This window comes from Rhizobium sp. BR 249 (genome assembly GCF_047445895.1).
GTDB lineage: Bacteria > Pseudomonadota > Alphaproteobacteria > Rhizobiales > Rhizobiaceae > Rhizobium.
Map to the genome: position 1 here is coordinate 244,048 of NZ_JARWKX010000003.1, position 14,841 is coordinate 258,888.

13 protein-coding genes and 1 riboswitch are annotated in these 14,841 nt (G+C 61.5%); of the genes, 9 read left to right on the top strand and 4 right to left on the bottom strand.

The features are described 5' to 3' along the window. The first annotated feature begins 111 nt into the window (after window positions 1-111). The 5 genes from clpX (at window position 112) to QD408_RS05145 (ending at window position 8,246) form a co-directional block, all read left to right on the top strand. A complete protein-coding gene (gene clpX / locus QD408_RS05125) occupies window positions 112-1,389 on the top strand; it encodes an ATP-dependent Clp protease ATP-binding subunit ClpX (RefSeq protein ID WP_004680013.1) in 1,278 nt (425 codons plus the stop codon). Window positions 1,390-1,794: 405 nt separating this feature from the next. Further along, complete coding sequence (gene lon, locus QD408_RS05130; protein ID WP_088685410.1) at window positions 1,795-4,212, top strand: endopeptidase La; 2,418 nt, start codon at window positions 1,795-1,797, stop codon at window positions 4,210-4,212. Window positions 4,213-4,418: 206 nt separating this feature from the next. Beyond that, window positions 4,419-4,694, top strand: coding sequence for a DNA-binding protein HupB (hupB, locus tag QD408_RS05135; protein ID WP_003558438.1), 276 nt, complete (start codon window positions 4,419-4,421; stop codon window positions 4,692-4,694). Window positions 4,695-4,811: 117 nt separating this feature from the next. Then, window positions 4,812-4,963: riboswitch (FMN riboswitch) on the top strand. Window positions 4,964-5,053: 90 nt separating this feature from the next. Then, window positions 5,054-5,953, top strand: a complete 900-nt coding sequence (locus QD408_RS05140) for a DMT family transporter (protein ID WP_414138548.1) — start codon at window positions 5,054-5,056, stop codon at window positions 5,951-5,953. A gap of 94 nt (window positions 5,954-6,047) precedes the next feature. Beyond that, window positions 6,048-8,246: an esterase-like activity of phytase family protein gene (locus QD408_RS05145; protein WP_414138549.1), complete on the top strand. Its 2,199-nt coding sequence runs from the start codon at window positions 6,048-6,050 to the stop codon at window positions 8,244-8,246. Window positions 8,247-8,429: 183 nt separating this feature from the next. On the opposite strand, the gene QD408_RS05150 is transcribed toward QD408_RS05145, so the two are convergent. Continuing rightward, window positions 8,430-9,416 (bottom strand): aldo/keto reductase, encoded by a 987-nt coding sequence (locus QD408_RS05150; RefSeq protein WP_414138550.1) that lies wholly within the window; start codon window positions 9,414-9,416, stop codon window positions 8,430-8,432. A gap of 124 nt (window positions 9,417-9,540) precedes the next feature. Between QD408_RS05150 and QD408_RS05155 the strand changes: the two genes are divergently transcribed. Then, window positions 9,541-9,963 carry a cupin domain-containing protein gene (locus tag QD408_RS05155; protein ID WP_414138551.1) on the top strand — a complete coding sequence of 141 codons (423 nt, stop codon included), beginning with the start codon at window positions 9,541-9,543 and terminating at the stop codon, window positions 9,961-9,963. A gap of 5 nt (window positions 9,964-9,968) precedes the next feature. Here QD408_RS05155 and QD408_RS05160 read toward each other — a convergent pair whose 3' ends face one another. Further along, window positions 9,969-10,574 carry a class I SAM-dependent methyltransferase gene (locus tag QD408_RS05160; protein ID WP_414138552.1) on the bottom strand — a complete coding sequence of 202 codons (606 nt, stop codon included), beginning with the start codon at window positions 10,572-10,574 and terminating at the stop codon, window positions 9,969-9,971. A 165-nt stretch (window positions 10,575-10,739) separates the two neighbouring features. On the opposite strand from QD408_RS05160, the gene QD408_RS05165 reads away from it, so the two are divergent. Both QD408_RS05165 and QD408_RS05170 read left to right on the top strand, forming a co-directional pair. Continuing rightward, window positions 10,740-11,099 carry a hypothetical protein gene (locus tag QD408_RS05165; RefSeq protein WP_088685413.1) on the top strand — a complete coding sequence of 120 codons (360 nt, stop codon included), beginning with the start codon at window positions 10,740-10,742 and terminating at the stop codon, window positions 11,097-11,099. 128 nt (window positions 11,100-11,227) lie between these two features. After that, a complete protein-coding gene (locus QD408_RS05170; protein ID WP_088685525.1) occupies window positions 11,228-11,776 on the top strand; it encodes a glutathione peroxidase in 549 nt (182 codons plus the stop codon). A 62-nt stretch (window positions 11,777-11,838) separates the two neighbouring features. Here the strand turns inward: QD408_RS05170 and QD408_RS05175 are convergent, their stop codons facing one another. Further along, window positions 11,839-12,051: a hypothetical protein gene (locus tag QD408_RS05175; protein ID WP_414138553.1), complete on the bottom strand. Its 213-nt coding sequence runs from the start codon at window positions 12,049-12,051 to the stop codon at window positions 11,839-11,841. A 377-nt stretch (window positions 12,052-12,428) separates the two neighbouring features. Further along, window positions 12,429-13,814: an MmgE/PrpD family protein gene (locus QD408_RS05180; protein ID WP_414138554.1), complete on the bottom strand. Its 1,386-nt coding sequence runs from the start codon at window positions 13,812-13,814 to the stop codon at window positions 12,429-12,431. A gap of 40 nt (window positions 13,815-13,854) precedes the next feature. Here QD408_RS05180 and QD408_RS05185 point away from each other — a divergent pair, with 40 nt between their 5' ends. Further along, window positions 13,855-14,832: a LysR family transcriptional regulator gene (locus QD408_RS05185; RefSeq protein WP_414138555.1), complete on the top strand. Its 978-nt coding sequence runs from the start codon at window positions 13,855-13,857 to the stop codon at window positions 14,830-14,832. Window positions 14,833-14,841 lie beyond the last annotated feature (9 nt).

Consider the following 14,841-nt stretch of genomic DNA (forward strand, 5'->3'; position numbering starts at 1 on the left):
CCCCCCTGAAGCCCTTCTCGGCAAAGACTCCGGATACGGAGTGCCGGTCAGGAGCTGATTGAGTGGACCGCGATTTCGCCTTGAAATGCGGCGTGCTGGAAGGAAAGTGATATGAGCAAGGTCAGCGGCAGCAACGGCGGCGACAGCAAGAACACCCTCTATTGTTCGTTCTGCGGAAAGAGCCAGCACGAAGTCCGGAAACTGATTGCCGGACCGACCGTGTTCATCTGCGATGAATGCGTCGAATTGTGCATGGACATCATCCGCGAGGAGAACAAGTCCTCGATGGTCAAGTCCCGCGACGGCGTTCCGACGCCCCAGGACATCATCAAGGTCCTCGACGAATACGTCATCGGCCAGCGGCAGGCGAAGAAGATCCTGTCGGTCGCCGTTCACAACCATTACAAGCGCCTGGCGCACGCCTCCAAGAACGGCGAAGTCGAGCTGGCGAAGTCGAACATCATGCTCGTTGGGCCCACGGGCTGCGGCAAGACCTATCTTGCCCAGACGCTTGCCCGCATCATCGACGTTCCCTTCACCATGGCCGATGCGACGACGCTGACGGAAGCCGGTTATGTCGGCGAGGATGTGGAAAACATCATCCTGAAGCTCCTGCAGGCGGCCGACTACAACGTCGAGCGCGCGCAGCGCGGCATCGTCTATATCGACGAAGTCGACAAGATCTCGCGCAAGTCCGACAACCCGTCGATCACCCGTGACGTCTCGGGCGAGGGCGTGCAGCAGGCGCTCTTGAAGATCATGGAAGGCACGGTTGCATCGGTTCCGCCGCAGGGCGGCCGCAAGCATCCGCAGCAGGAATTCCTGCAGGTCGACACGACGAACATCCTGTTCATCTGCGGCGGCGCCTTCGCCGGCCTCGACAAGATCATCTCCGCCCGCGGCGAGAAGACGTCGATCGGCTTCGGCGCGACCGTCAAGGCCCAGGACGACCGCCGCGTCGGCGAAGTCCTGCGCGAACTGGAGCCGGAAGACTTGGTCAAGTTCGGCCTCATCCCCGAATTCATCGGCCGTCTGCCGGTTCTGGCGACGCTCGAGGACCTCGATGAGGATGCACTGATCCAGATCCTGTCCGAGCCGAAGAACGCGCTGATCAAGCAGTATCAGCGCCTGTTCGAGATGGAAGACGTGGAACTGACCTTCCACGAGGACGCGCTTCGCGAAATCGCCCGCAAGGCGATCGTGCGCAAGACCGGCGCCCGCGGCCTTCGCTCGATCATGGAAAAGATCCTGCTCGACACGATGTTCGAACTGCCGACGCTGGAAGGCGTGCGCGAAGTCGTCATCTCTGAGGAAGTCGTGCGCGGTTCGGCTCGTCCGCTCTACATCTATGCCGATCGTCAGGAAGAAAAAGCCAACGCTTCCGCGTAATGCTGTGACTTTCGCACCATTATTTTAAGGGGCTTGCCTTAGGCGAGCCCCTTTCTATTTGAAAAACCATGCGAGGCGCTGTTAGTATTTTCCCGGTGGGAACCGGAATTGCCTTTGCCGATCTTGCGCGAGGGGCGGTGCTTGGCAAAGATGCAGCGATTCCGTAAGCCTATTGCTGGCGTTTGTATTTTAGCGAGGTCGGAAGTGGTAAGCGCCGGTCCAGCCACGCGTTTCATAGTGTTGGCGTTCCGTTGTAATGAAGCTGTCACATCCGGGGAACGCGGGCGTTAGCGTGGCTTGAAAAGCGTAGTCAGAACCTCCACTTGTAGAGCCAAGTGAGAGTGCCGGCCGGTCCCAAGCGGCCGTGCAGAGAGCCCGGCAACGGGACGATGGAAAGGACATAAAATGACGAAGAAAACGTCTGTAGCGAGCAGCACCGCATATCCTGTTCTGCCCTTGCGCGACATCGTGGTTTTCCCGCATATGATCGTGCCGCTGTTCGTCGGACGGGAAAAGTCGATCCGTGCGCTCGAAGAGGTCATGGGGTCCGACAAGCAGATCATGCTGGTGACGCAGATCAACGCCAGCGACGACGATCCGGATCCTTCGGCGATCCACAATGTCGGCACCGTCGCGAACGTGTTGCAGCTGCTCAAGCTGCCTGACGGCACCGTGAAGGTTCTGGTCGAAGGCCGCGCCCGCGCGGAGATCGATTCCTATACCAGCCGCGAGGATTTCTACGAGGCGCTCGGCCATGTGCTCGAGGAGCCGCACGACGATCCGGTCGAACTGGAAGCGCTGTCGCGCTCGGTCGTTTCCGAATTCGAGAGCTACGTGAAGCTCAACAAGAAGATTTCGCCTGAAGTGGTCGGCGCCGCCAGCCAGATCGACGACTATTCCAAGCTCGCCGATACGGTTGCCTCGCATCTGTCGATCAAGATCACCGAGAAGCAGGAGATGCTGGAGACGACGAGCGTCAAGGCTCGCTTGGAAAAGGCTCTCGGCTTCATGGAAGGTGAGATTTCGGTCCTGCAGGTCGAAAAGCGCATCCGCTCGCGCGTCAAGCGCCAGATGGAGAAGACCCAGCGCGAATACTACCTCAATGAGCAGATGAAGGCGATCCAGAAGGAACTCGGCGACGGCGAGGAAGGCCGCGACGAGATGAGCGAACTGGAAGAGCGCATCTCCAAGACCAAGCTGTCCAAGGAAGCCCGTGAAAAGGCCGATGCGGAGCTGAAGAAGCTGCGCCAGATGAGCCCGATGTCGGCCGAAGCCACCGTCGTGCGCAACTATCTGGACTGGCTGCTCGGTATCCCGTGGGGCAAGAAGTCGAAGATCAAGGCCGATCTCAACAATGCCGAGAAGATCCTCGAAGCCGATCACTTCGGCCTCGACAAGGTCAAGGAACGCATCGTCGAATATCTCGCCGTGCAGGCCCGGGCCACCAAGATCAAGGGCCCGATCCTGTGCCTCGTCGGCCCTCCGGGCGTCGGCAAGACCTCGCTCGCCCAGTCGATCGCCAAGGCGACCGGCCGTGAGTATGTCCGCATGGCGCTCGGCGGCGTTCGCGACGAAGCCGAAATCCGCGGTCACCGCCGCACCTATATCGGCTCGATGCCCGGCAAGGTCATCCAGTCGATGAAGAAGGCGAAGAAGTCCAACCCGCTGTTCCTGCTCGACGAAATCGACAAGATGGGCATGGATTTCCGCGGCGATCCGTCGTCGGCCCTGCTCGAAGTGCTTGACCCGGCTCAGAACTCGACCTTCATGGACCACTACCTGGAAGTCGAATACGACCTGTCGGACGTGATGTTCATCACGACGGCGAATACGCTGAACATCCCGGCGCCCCTGATGGACCGCATGGAAATCATCCGTATCGCCGGCTACACCGAAGATGAAAAGCGTGAGATCGCCAAGCGGCACCTGCTGCCGAAGGCCATCAAGGAACACGCGTTGCAGCCGGAAGAATTCTCGGTCAGCGACGACGCCCTGATGGCGATCAGCCAGCAGTACACCCGCGAGGCCGGTGTCCGCAGCTTCGAACGCGAACTGATGAAGCTCGCCCGCAAGGCGGTCACCGAGATCATCAAGGGCAAGACGAAGTCCGTTCACGTGACGGCCGCAAACATCGCCGATTATCTGGGCGTCCCGCGCTTCCGCCATGGCGAAGCCGAGGGCGAGGACCAGGTCGGCGTCGTCACCGGTCTTGCCTGGACGGAAGTCGGCGGCGAGTTGCTGACCATCGAAGGCGTGATGATGCCGGGCAAGGGCCGCATGACGGTCACCGGCAATCTGAAGGATGTGATGAAGGAATCGATCTCGGCAGCGGCCTCCTATGTCCGCTCGCGCGCCGTCGATTTCGGCATCGAGCCGCCGATGTTCGAAAAGAACGACATCCACGTGCATGTGCCGGAAGGCGCAACGCCGAAGGATGGCCCCTCGGCCGGCGTCGCCATGGCGACCGCCATCGTCTCGATCATGACCGGGATCCCGGTCAACAAGCATGTGGCCATGACCGGTGAAATCACCCTTCGCGGCCGTGTTCTGCCGATCGGCGGTCTCAAGGAAAAGCTGCTTGCAGCGCTTCGCGGCGGCATCAAGAAGGTGCTGATTCCGGAGGAAAACGCCAAGGATCTGGCGGAGATTCCGGACAACGTGAAGAACAGCATGGAGATCATCCCGGTATCCCGCATGGGCGAGGTGATCAAGCATGCGCTGATCCGGCGGCCGGAGCCGATCGAGTGGGACGGCACGGTGGAAACGCCTGTCATCACGTCGGTCGAAGGTCTCGACGATACGGGCGCAGCCATAGCGCATTGAGTGGCACTTGCCACATTTATGCCCCATTGGAGCAAAACACGCAAAAAGGCTGGCGGAAACGCCAGCCTTTTTTGTGAAAACGTCATGGAGACGCTTGCTTTTCCTTGATTTGCAGGGCTTTTGGGTTTCCGGCGGGCCTGATGAAACCTATTCTGCGCCTAGCTTAGATTTGAGTCGTTTCATACCATTTAGAAAGGGGTGGAAACATGAACAAGAATGAACTCGTGTCCGCAGTGGCCGAAAAGGCAGGACTGACGAAGTCTGACGCAGCTTCCGCTGTTGACGCGGTTTTCGACGTTGTCCAGGCCGAACTCAAGAACAAGGGCGACATCCGCCTCGCTGGTTTCGGCAGCTTCACCGTTTCTCATCGCGCTGCAACGAAGGGCCGCAACCCGTCGACCGGCGCTGAAGTCGACATTCCGGCCCGCAACGTGCCGAAGTTCACGCCCGGCAAGGGCCTGAAGGACGCCGTCAACGGCTGATTTGATCGTCCGCCAGTCGTAAACGAGAACGGCTGAGCAGGATTTCGAGGGGTTCGGCATTGCCGGACCCCTTTTGTTTTGCCGCTTGCCGCATCCCGCACTTTGTTCTACGAACGGAGCTGTTCTCAGGGCGGGGTGAAAGTCCCCACCGGCGGTAAGGGCTGCGGCCCGAGCCCGCGAGCGCCTTCCGAAGCTTCGGCCGGGGAGGGGTCAGCAGATCCGGTGTGATTCCGGAGCCGACGGTATAGTCCGGATGAAAGAGAATGAGCATGGCCGCGTGCGGGCAGGGGACTGCCGGCCTGCGTGCCGTCGCCTCATGCGTCCTGATTTATGTTTGGTCCCTGTTTTGGATGGAAGACATGAATCAGAATTCCCTTGCACTCCCGCGTTCCCGCGCCTTTGCCGGCGCAGCTTTCATGGTGCTTGGAGGCGTGGCCTTCTCGCTCCTCAACGTCGTCACCCAATGGCTGACCATGAAGCTCGCCTTTCCGCCGGCATCCGCAGCCTTCTGGCAATATGCCTTTGCCTTTCTTTTCTCCTTGCCCTTCCTGCGCAAGGCAGGCCTTTCGGCCATGCGGACGGACTATCCCTGGCGGCATGTCGTGCGCGTCTTCTTTGCCGCGCTCGGCGTCGAGGCTTGGGTTTTAGGTCTTGCCTCGGTGCCGATCTGGCAGGCGATCGCGCTCGTCATGACCTCGCCCTTCTTCATCATCCTTGGCGCCCGCCTGTTCCTCGGCGAACGTGTCGGCCCCGCCCGCTGGGCGGCGACCGGTGTCGGTTTTGCCGGCGCGATGATCATCCTCCAGCCATGGTCTGATGGTTTCACCTGGGCAGCACTGCTGCCTGTCCTCTCGGCGCTGCTCTGGGGCGCCTCGTCGCTCATCACCAAGAGCCTGACCGGCATCGAGAGACCGGAAACGATCACCGTCTGGCTGTTGGTTCTGCTGACGCCGATCAACGGCGGCCTGGCGCTTGCGGCCGACTTCGCGGTGCCGACGGGCACGACACTCGCGCTCTTCCTTCTCGCAGGCCTGCTCACGGTCGTGGCGCAATATCTGCTGACCCTTGCCTATGCCAGCGCCGACGCCGCCTATGTGCAGCCGTTCGATGATCTCAAGCTGCCGCTGAACGTGCTCGCCGGCTGGCTGTTCTTCGGCTATGCGCCGGCCGGCTATCTATGGCTGGGCGCCGCGCTCATTCTTTCCGCGTCGCTCTTCATCATGAGGAACGAGATGCGCCGGGAAAGGCAGCCGGCCTGACGCGAACCCTCTGAAATCTCGCGGGCTGTCATGTCTGTGTCATGGCAGTCCCGCAAAAACCCCTCTGTTCGATCTTTCGACATTGGGGGATTTCATGACAATTTCATCGCGCAAGGCGGCGCTCGCTGCCGTGCTTCTCGCATCCGTTGCCTTCCCGGCCGCGGCCGAGCCGGTTTTCAACCGCATCGCTTCCTTCCCGGTCGCTCAGAACCTGCCGGCCGAAAAGGATAAGCTTTCGCCGACATCCGCCGAAATCATCACCGCGACCGATGACGGCAACACGCTGATCTATAGCGACAGTCCGCTCGGTGCGATCGGCTTCATCGACATCACTGACGCCAAGGCCCCGAAAGCCGGCGGCGCGCTGATGATGGACGGCGAGCCGACATCGGTCACCTCGAGCGCCGGCAAGGCACTCGTCGCCGTCAACGCCTCCGAAAGCAAGGCCAAGCCTTCGGGTCGCCTCGCGATCGTCGACATGGCGACGAAAAAGATCGAGAACACCTGCGATCTCGGCGGCCAGCCGGATTCGATCGCCCTCAACAAGGACAAGACGCTCGGGACCATCGCGATCGAAAACGAGCGTGACGAAGAGGTCAATGACGGCAAGATCCCGCAGATGCCGGCCGGCGACCTCGTCGTCTTCCAGGTCAAGAACGGCGCCGTCGATTGCGGCACCATCAAGCACGTGGCGCTGACCGGGCTTGCCGGTGTCGCCCCTGAAGATCCGGAGCCGGAATTCGTCGCCTTCAACGGCCTGAACGAAATTGCCCTGACGCTGCAGGAGAACAACGAGATCGTCATCATCGACGCCAACACGGCTCAGGTGAAGACGCATTTCACCGCCGGCAGCGTCGATCTCACCGGCATCGACACGAAGCGGGACGGCGCCCTGAAATTCTCAGGCGAATCCAAGGGGGTGCCGCGCGAACCCGACGCCGTGAAGTGGCTGGACGACAACCGCCTCGTCGTTGCCAATGAAGGCGATTACCAGGGCGGGTCACGCGGCTTCACCATCTTCGACAAGACGGGCAAGGTTCTCTACGAATCGGGCGCATCCTTCGAGCGCGCCGTTGCCCATATCGGCCACTATCCGGAAAGCCGCTCGGGATCGAAGGGCGTCGAGCCGGAAGGCCTCGAAGCCGCCAAGTTCGGCGATGAGCAATATTTCTTCCTGCTCGCCGAGCGCGCCTCCGTCGTCGGCGTCTACAAGGATACCGGCGCCGATCCCGAGCTCGTTCAGCTGCTGCCGTCGGGCATTTCGCCGGAAGGTGCGGTCTCTGTTCCCCAGCGCAACCTCCTTGCCACCGCCAATGAACTCGACCTCGGCAAGGATGGCGGTACGCGCTCGCATGTCATGATCTATGAGCGCGCGGAAGGCGAGAAGGCCTATCCGCAGATCGTCTCGGCCGAGAAGGACGGCAATCCGATCGGCTTCGCCGCTCTTTCGGGCCTCGCCGCCGTTCCGGGCAAGCCGGGCATGCTCTACGCCGTCAGCGACAGCGTTCTCGGTTCGCAGCCGACGATCTACACGATCGACGCCACCAAGAAGCCGGCCGTCATCACCGACGCCCTGGTCGTCAAGCGTGACGGCGCTCCGGCCCAGAAGCTCGACATCGAAGGCATCGCGGCGGCCGCCGATGGCTCCTTCTGGCTTGCCTCGGAAGGCTACAGCGAACGTCTCGTCCCGCACGCCCTCTACAACGTCAATGCCAAGGGCGACATCAAGGCTGAAATCGCTCTGCCGAAGGAGCTCGCCGCCAACGAAATCCGCTACGGCTTCGAAGGCGTGACCATTATCGGCACCGGCGACGACGCCACACTCTGGATGGCGGTCCAGCGTGAGTGGAACGACGACGAAAAGGGCTTCGTCAAGCTCGTTTCCTACAATCCGAAGAAGAAGGAATGGGGCGCCGTGCGCTATCCGCTCGACAAGACGGAAAGCGGCTGGGTCGGCCTGTCCGAGATCTCCGCCCACGACGACAGCGTCTACATCATCGAGCGCGACAACCTCGTCGGCGACGCCGCCAAGCTGAAGAAGCTCTACAAGGTGGCGATTTCGGAGCTGAAGCCCGCCAAGCTCGGCGGTGAACTTCCAGTCGTCAAGAAGACCGAAGCGCACGACTTCCTCGGCGAACTCAAGAGCGCGACCAACGGCTATGTGCTGGACAAACTCGAAGGCTTCACCTTCGACGCATCGGGCAAGCCCTACGCCGTCACCGACAATGACGGCGTCAGCGATTCTTCCGGCGAGACTTTGTTCTTCCCGGTCGAGCTGAGCGCGACGAACTAGAAGCTGCCCCTCACCCTAGCCCTCTCCCCGTAAAAACGGGGAGAGGGGACGTGCCCTGTGAAAGGTTGGAGGGAAACGGAGAGATTGCGGCATGGTCCCTTCTCCCCGCAGGCGGGGAGAAGGTGCCGGCAGGCGGATGAGGGGCTGCTCTCGTCTCGCGGCAGTACTTACGAATCTCCAGTCCTACCAGCGCTGATGCACATGCGGCGCGATCAGCCGCTCGTAGATCTCCCGCGTTGCCGCCATGACATCGGCCGAGAGCGGCGCGAGGTCGGCAGCGGCCGCGTTGGCCTTGGCCTGCTCGGCGTTGCGGGCGCCGGGGATGACCACGGTGACGGCATCGCTCATCAGGATCCAGCGCAGCGCGAAGGCGGCCATGGTGGCGCCGGCCGGCACCAGCTTGCGCACGTCCTCGACCGCCTGCAGGCCAACCTCGAAAGGCACGCCGGCAAAGGTCTCGCCGACATCGAAGGCCTCGCCATGGCGGTTGAAATTGCGGTGGTCGTCGCTGGCGAAATGTGTATCCCGGGTGATCTTGCCGGAGAGAAGGCCGCTTGCGAGCGGCACGCGGGCGATGATCGCCACATTCTTGCGGCGTGCTTCCTGGAAGAACAGATGGTCGGGGCGCTGGCGGAAGATGTTGTAGATGATCTGGATGCTGACGATGCCGGGATATTCGATCGCCTTCAGCCCATCCTCGACCTTTTCGACGCTGACGCCGTAGCCCTTGATCTTGCCGGCCTTCTGCAGCTCGTTCAGGCCTTCGAAGACTTCAGGCTGGTAAAGCACCTCGCGCGGCGGGCAGTGCAACTGTACGAGGTCGAGGCTGTCGACGGCGAGGTTTTTGAGGCTGCGGTCGATGAAGCCTTCGAGATTGGCCTTGGTATAGCCCTCCGCCACATGCGGATTGAGGCGGCGGCCCGCTTTGGTCGCGACCATCGGGCGTTCGCCGCCGCGTGTCTTCAAGACATCAGCGATGATCTTTTCCGAGCGGCCGTCGCCATAGACATCCGCCGTGTCGATGAACGTCATGCCGGCATCGAGCGCTGCATTCAGTGCGGCGCGCCCGTCCGCCTCGCTGATATCGCCCCAGGAGCCGCCGATCTGCCAGGCGCCGAAGCCGACATTGGTGACGGTGAAAGGCATGCGGCCGAAAGCATGGTGTTTCATGAAAAATCTCCTCAGGTTATGAAAGACACTGGCCTATCAGCCGGGCGACGGTGCGGCAATTGCCGATCCGGCCTTGATCGCTCGCCTCGATGAAATATCGTCGGAAGACGAGGCTTCAACTCTATTGGATGGAAAAGGAAAGATCATGGAGATCAAACCCGTCGGCTCCAGCCCTTCGATAAAACCGCCGGCCGACTATTTCACCGGGGCCGTTCGCCAGGACCCGTTGATGGAGGCGCCGGCGCCGGCGCGGGTGAGGGCAACCTCCGTTACCTTCGAACCCGGCGCCCGCACGGCCTGGCACACCCATCCGCTCGGCCAGACGCTGATCGTCACATCGGGCAAGGGCCTCGCCCAGAGCTGGGGTGGCGAAATCCAGGAGATTCGCGCCGGCGACACGATCTGGTTCGCGCCCGGCGAAAAACACTGGCACGGCGCCGGCCCGGACACGGCAATGACGCATATCGCCATCCAGGAAGCGCTGGATGGCCGCGTGGCCGACTGGATGGAACAGGTCAGCGACGAGCAATATTCCGGCAAGGCGTAAGCTGATCAGAGGCGCTTCAGGCAATAGGAAAAATGCGCATGTGATTCGACCGTCAGAAACTCGAATTGCCAGCCGTAATCCTTGCAGAACTTGGTGACCGCCTCGACGACGCCGTAGACGATCGGCTTGACCGTGTTGCCGGTGCAGAAATCATGGCCGGCGATGCGCCCCGTCCGCTTCACCTTCCTCTCGCAAAGCAGCAGCTCCTGCCATGTGAGCTCGAACGAGTGGTCGGTGTCGATATAGGCCCAGTCGAGGAAATCATCCTCGAATTCGGCGAGTTTTTCGAGCGACGTGCCCTGCATCAGATGCAGCCGGCCGGCCTCGATCTCGGCCCCGAACTGCGTATGGATCGAATCGAGGCCGGAACTGTAGCGATCCATCGACCAGGGATCGATGAGGTAGAGCTGCGCCGGGCGGTTCTTTTCCAGAATCTCCGCCGTATATTCGCCGAAGGCCGCTCCCACCTCGACGCCGATGCCGCCGTTCGGGATACGATAGAGCAGTTCGCTGCGATCCGGCAGCAGCCGGGCGTTTTCCATATGACGGGCGCTGAGTGCCGTGCGCGGCATGCTCGCCCGCAGCGCCTGCCTTTCTTCACGTGTTTTCATCTCTGATCTCGGAATTGCGGGCGGCTGACGGCCCTGATGCGGTTCGAGGGGAACGTAGGAGCAGTCGGTGCGGATGACAACCGCATGACAGGAATTTGCTTCTTTCGTGTAAACCGCTAAGTTTCACCTGTGGACTGACGGAAGAGCCTCGGGAGGAGCGATTTCATGAGACGCATGTGGCCTGAAGAATTCAACGCCATTATCAGCGGAGCCGAGGAGGTGATGCTGGAATTACCCGCCGAGGCCGGCGAAGCGCCGTTGCGCCGCAAAGCGCTGAAGGCGCGCATCACCATGGAGGATTACGAGCGGATCTGGCCGCTCGCCGAGATGCGCTTCCGCCTTGGCGAGGAAAGTTTCGCAGGCAAGGCCATCACCCTGATCACAACCAACCCTCACTACCACGCCTGGCATCCGAAGGACGGCGGCAGCGTCGACGCCGTGTCGGAGAGCGGCCGCCATTACAAGACCGATTATATCGTCGTGCACTTCCTGCTCGACGATGTGAGGGAAACATCCCCCGCCTGAGCTTTCAGGCCCGGTGCGGCCGGAAGCCGCACCGGCTTATCCTGAAGCCGAGTTGACCCCGACGCTGATGACAACGGCGGCGATATCGTTAAGTTCGGCGAAAATGTTCTTTCGAAATGGAGGCTCCCGTGACGGGCAATGTGCTGGATATCCCTGTCAAGACAGTGGATGGTCGTGAAACCACGCTCAACGAATACAAGGGCAGGGTGCTCCTGATCGTCAACGTCGCCTCCAAATGCGGGCTGACGCCGCAATATGAGGGGCTTGAGAAACTCTATGAGGAAAAGCGCGAGCGCGGCTTCGTCATCGCCGCTTTTCCCGCCAACGACTTCAAGGGCCAGGAGCCCGGCACCGACGCCGAGATCCTCGACTTCTGCACTCTCACCTATGACGTCAAATTCCCGATCTTCTCGAAAATCTCCGTCAAGGGCGAGGCCCAGCACCCGCTTTACCGGCAATTGACCAAGTCGGGTGTTGCGACGACAGGCGACGGCCCGATGCGCGAACGCCTGAAAGCCCACGGCATATCAGGCGGCGACGAGGACGACATCCTCTGGAACTTCGAAAAATTCCTGATCGGCCGCGACGGCAAAATCGCCGCCCGCTTCGCGCCTGATGTGACGGCGGATGATTCGCGCCTGGTTTCCGCGGTGGATAAAGAACTGGCGAAGGGATGAACGCCCCGGGCTGCCAAGCGCGTCTGGACTGCGGTGATTTACGAAGAGGCTGAACAGGATCTTCAGATCCCGAGCACGGTCACAAGCGGGGGCGTGAAGTCCTTGAAGCCCAGTCTCGGCCAATCGCATCTTTCGTCGAATCTCGTCTTCGGTACGTGGCGCTGACAGTTCGGCTTCGTCTTGAATGCATATCCGGGCAGGCTGACATATGTGGCATGCGGCGCGCAAAGCGCGATCGCAATGCACAGCGTCAATGCGGAGCTGAGAGCCCTCATGGCACACCTCCAGGCGTCATAAGTCTCCAAGCGTGGAGACTTTCCGGGCGGCGAATTCTCTCACTTTTGCCTGCCCTCATCCATTCGCCCAATAGGAGGTGGCCCGGCGGCCGGAGTAGTCCGTTTTGGTGGAGCTGGCTTTCATGCGGTGCGCCGTATCGGAAACGGCCGGGCGTGTGGCTGCTGCGCCAGGACGTTCTGTCGGCTGCCGCTCCGATTCGGGCCGCCCGGCAGCGGTCGAGAATTTGCGCGATAAGCGACGGGCGGTGACAAAAAAACCCGCGCCGATGCGTCTGATGGTGCCGCGACGGCAACGAGTCCGGTCCTTGCTCTATCCGCCATATAGCTCGGCCAGGTTGGCAGACCGTAGCCGGGTCTCATGGGCCAGGCCGGGGATGTGGGCCGTCTGAAATCAGGCTCCAGAATGCATTGTCGCGAGACAATGTTTCAAACTCCGCCAGGGCGCCAAGCCGTTGGAAATCGGCTTCGGAAGCGTGTCTGTTTGCCCAGCGCAAACAATCCATGAACTTAACTTCGCGTTCTCCGTCGCTCATCGGCGCTTCGATCGAGCCTTTGGCGTGGAGGCGGGACTTGCTGTAGATGCGGCCGTTCCGCGTCGTGACGGTGACGACGTGCGGCAGGCGCTCTACGCCTTTTTCTTCTTCGGGCGAATAAGACTGCATTTCGATGCGCGGCATAAACTCCCGAATTTCCGGCCGCTGGATCTCCTGTCGCGTAAAGTCCGAAAGGCTGAGGGAACCTTTCAGGAAGGCCGTCGCCAGGCAATATTGCATCGAGAAGCGGGCCTGCATCTCGTCGGCGGGGGTGGGATAGGCGAGGTTGCGGGCGGCGGATATGCCGACTTTGGTCTCGATCCTGACGATATCATCGGCCGCAAGCGCATGCTCCTGCTTTAGATCCAGAAGCGCGTCGATCGCGCGATGGGTCGAGGCGCAGCAGGGATGGCGCTTGGTCACCAACCCCCGGCTCTCGATGATATGCGTCTCGTCGAATGTCAGGCCTTCCCAGCCGTGGGCTTCGTCACCCCCGAAAAGATCGAGGAAGCCTTGCCGCCGCTCGAGAATATCAGGCCGCCCGCTCATGCCGGCAAGCGCCATGCGCACCGCATCCACCGCATTGCGCGCGGCGATGCCCGCGTGAAGCGGCTTGGCGGTCGTGCCGAATTGTCCTTTCGGGCCGCAGGCGAAGCTGGTCGCGAGGCTCATGGCCGCGGCCGTGACCTCTTTGCCGGCGCCGAGAAGCCGTGCCACGCCGGCCGCGGCTCCGATGCCGCCAACTGTGGCGGTCGCGTGCCAGCCCCTGTTGTAATGAGAGGGATTGACGCCAAGGCCGATGGCTGCCTGCGCTTCCAGCCCGGCCAAATAGGATTCGAGAAAACGTCTTCCACTCGTGACCGCGCCGCTCGTGAGAACCGCCAACAATGCAGGCACCAGCACTGCGGAAGCGTGTGCCCTTGCCGGATGGAAATTGTCATCGAAATCGAGCGCGTGAGCAGCCGTTGCGTTGATGAGCGCTGCAAGCGAGGCCGAGGCGGAGCCGCCGGTCACGAGGCGCGCCTCGCCGCCTTGGGCGATTTCCCGGTCGAAGGCGCGGGTGAGCGCGGCGACGCTTTCATCGTTCCTGCCGGCGATCATACAGCCGATGGTGTCGACCGCGGCATCCCTTGCCCTGTCCATGGCGAGGCTTGAGAACGTGGTTCGGGACAGAACCTGTTCCGCGATCTTCTGGAGAATGGTGGCCATTGACGAAAGTCTTTCCGTGAGTTTGGTTCCTTCGCGGAAAATGTTCAACTTTCTGCAAGCCCGCAATCTTATGCGGTTTGCGGGTAGTGCTATCGATATCGGAGATAGAATGGTACGCGACGCGAGTGCGGCGATCAGCTTGAAACATATCGAGGCCTATGACGCTATCGCCGCGACAGGCTCGACGATTGCCGCCGCCGCCGAGCTCGGGATATCGCAATCGAATGCCAGCCGCCTGTTGCAGCAGTTGGAGGACTATCTCGGGGTTCGGCTCTTCGAACGGGAAAAGAACCGGCTTCAACCGACCCGCGAAGGGCTGGAGCTCGGCCCGGAAATCCGTGCCATTTCCGACCGATTGCGCGCCTTGAAAACTGCGGCGGCGGAGCTTGAGAGCGGTCGCTCGCGCGAGATCATGCTGCGGCTTGCGTTCCCGGCCAGTCTCTCATCGACGCGCGTGCCCAAGATGCTGCGCACATTCCTGGCCGCCAACGGCCCGGTGCGTATCGAGGTGGCATCCGGAAGCTATCTTGCCATCGAACGCATGGTTGTTGACGGAGAAGCCGATATCGGTTTCACGCGTTTGCCGCTGACGACGCCCGGCCTCAGGCAGGAGCGGATCATACCGTCACATGTGACTTGTGCGCTTCACGAGGGCCACGCTTTGGCCGGACGCTCGTCGCTTTTGATCGGCGACCTGAAGGGACAAGATCTGATCGTCCTCAATCGCGAGAGGCCCGTCAGGCATCAGTTGGAGGCACTGTTCTATCAGCACGGGCTGCGGCAACGCCCGCTTCTGGAGGCGCATTCCGTTGCAAGCGCCTGTGCGCTTGCCGCCGAAGGCCTCGGCATAGCCCTGGTCGGAGACCTCATCGCGCGTGAATATGCCGGCCAGCCGCTCCATCTGATCCCGCTGAAGCCGGACCTGCCGGTGACCTACGGTCTCGTCAGCAGCGAAAGGAATCCGCTTCCAAAGGTTGCGGGATTATTCCTGCAATCGATCGCCGACTGGCCGCAATGACCGACCCTG

Coding starts and splice junctions, on each gene's coding strand:
- QD408_RS05150 (WP_414138550.1), bottom strand. CDS start 9,416: ATGAAACACCATGCTTTCGGCCGCATGCCTTTCACCGTCACCAATGTC.
- QD408_RS05140 (WP_414138548.1), top strand. CDS start 5,054: ATGAATCAGAATTCCCTTGCACTCCCGCGTTCCCGCGCCTTTGCCGGC.
- QD408_RS05185 (WP_414138555.1), top strand. CDS start 13,855: ATGTTCAACTTTCTGCAAGCCCGCAATCTTATGCGGTTTGCGGGTAGT.
- QD408_RS05145 (WP_414138549.1), top strand. CDS start 6,048: ATGACAATTTCATCGCGCAAGGCGGCGCTCGCTGCCGTGCTTCTCGCA.
- clpX (WP_004680013.1), top strand. CDS start 112: ATGAGCAAGGTCAGCGGCAGCAACGGCGGCGACAGCAAGAACACCCTC.
- QD408_RS05175 (WP_414138553.1), bottom strand. CDS start 12,051: ATGAGGGCTCTCAGCTCCGCATTGACGCTGTGCATTGCGATCGCGCTT.
- hupB (WP_003558438.1), top strand. CDS start 4,419: ATGAACAAGAATGAACTCGTGTCCGCAGTGGCCGAAAAGGCAGGACTG.
- QD408_RS05165 (WP_088685413.1), top strand. CDS start 10,740: ATGAGACGCATGTGGCCTGAAGAATTCAACGCCATTATCAGCGGAGCC.
- QD408_RS05180 (WP_414138554.1), bottom strand. CDS start 13,814: ATGGCCACCATTCTCCAGAAGATCGCGGAACAGGTTCTGTCCCGAACC.
- lon (WP_088685410.1), top strand. CDS start 1,795: ATGACGAAGAAAACGTCTGTAGCGAGCAGCACCGCATATCCTGTTCTG.
- QD408_RS05160 (WP_414138552.1), bottom strand. CDS start 10,574: ATGAAAACACGTGAAGAAAGGCAGGCGCTGCGGGCGAGCATGCCGCGC.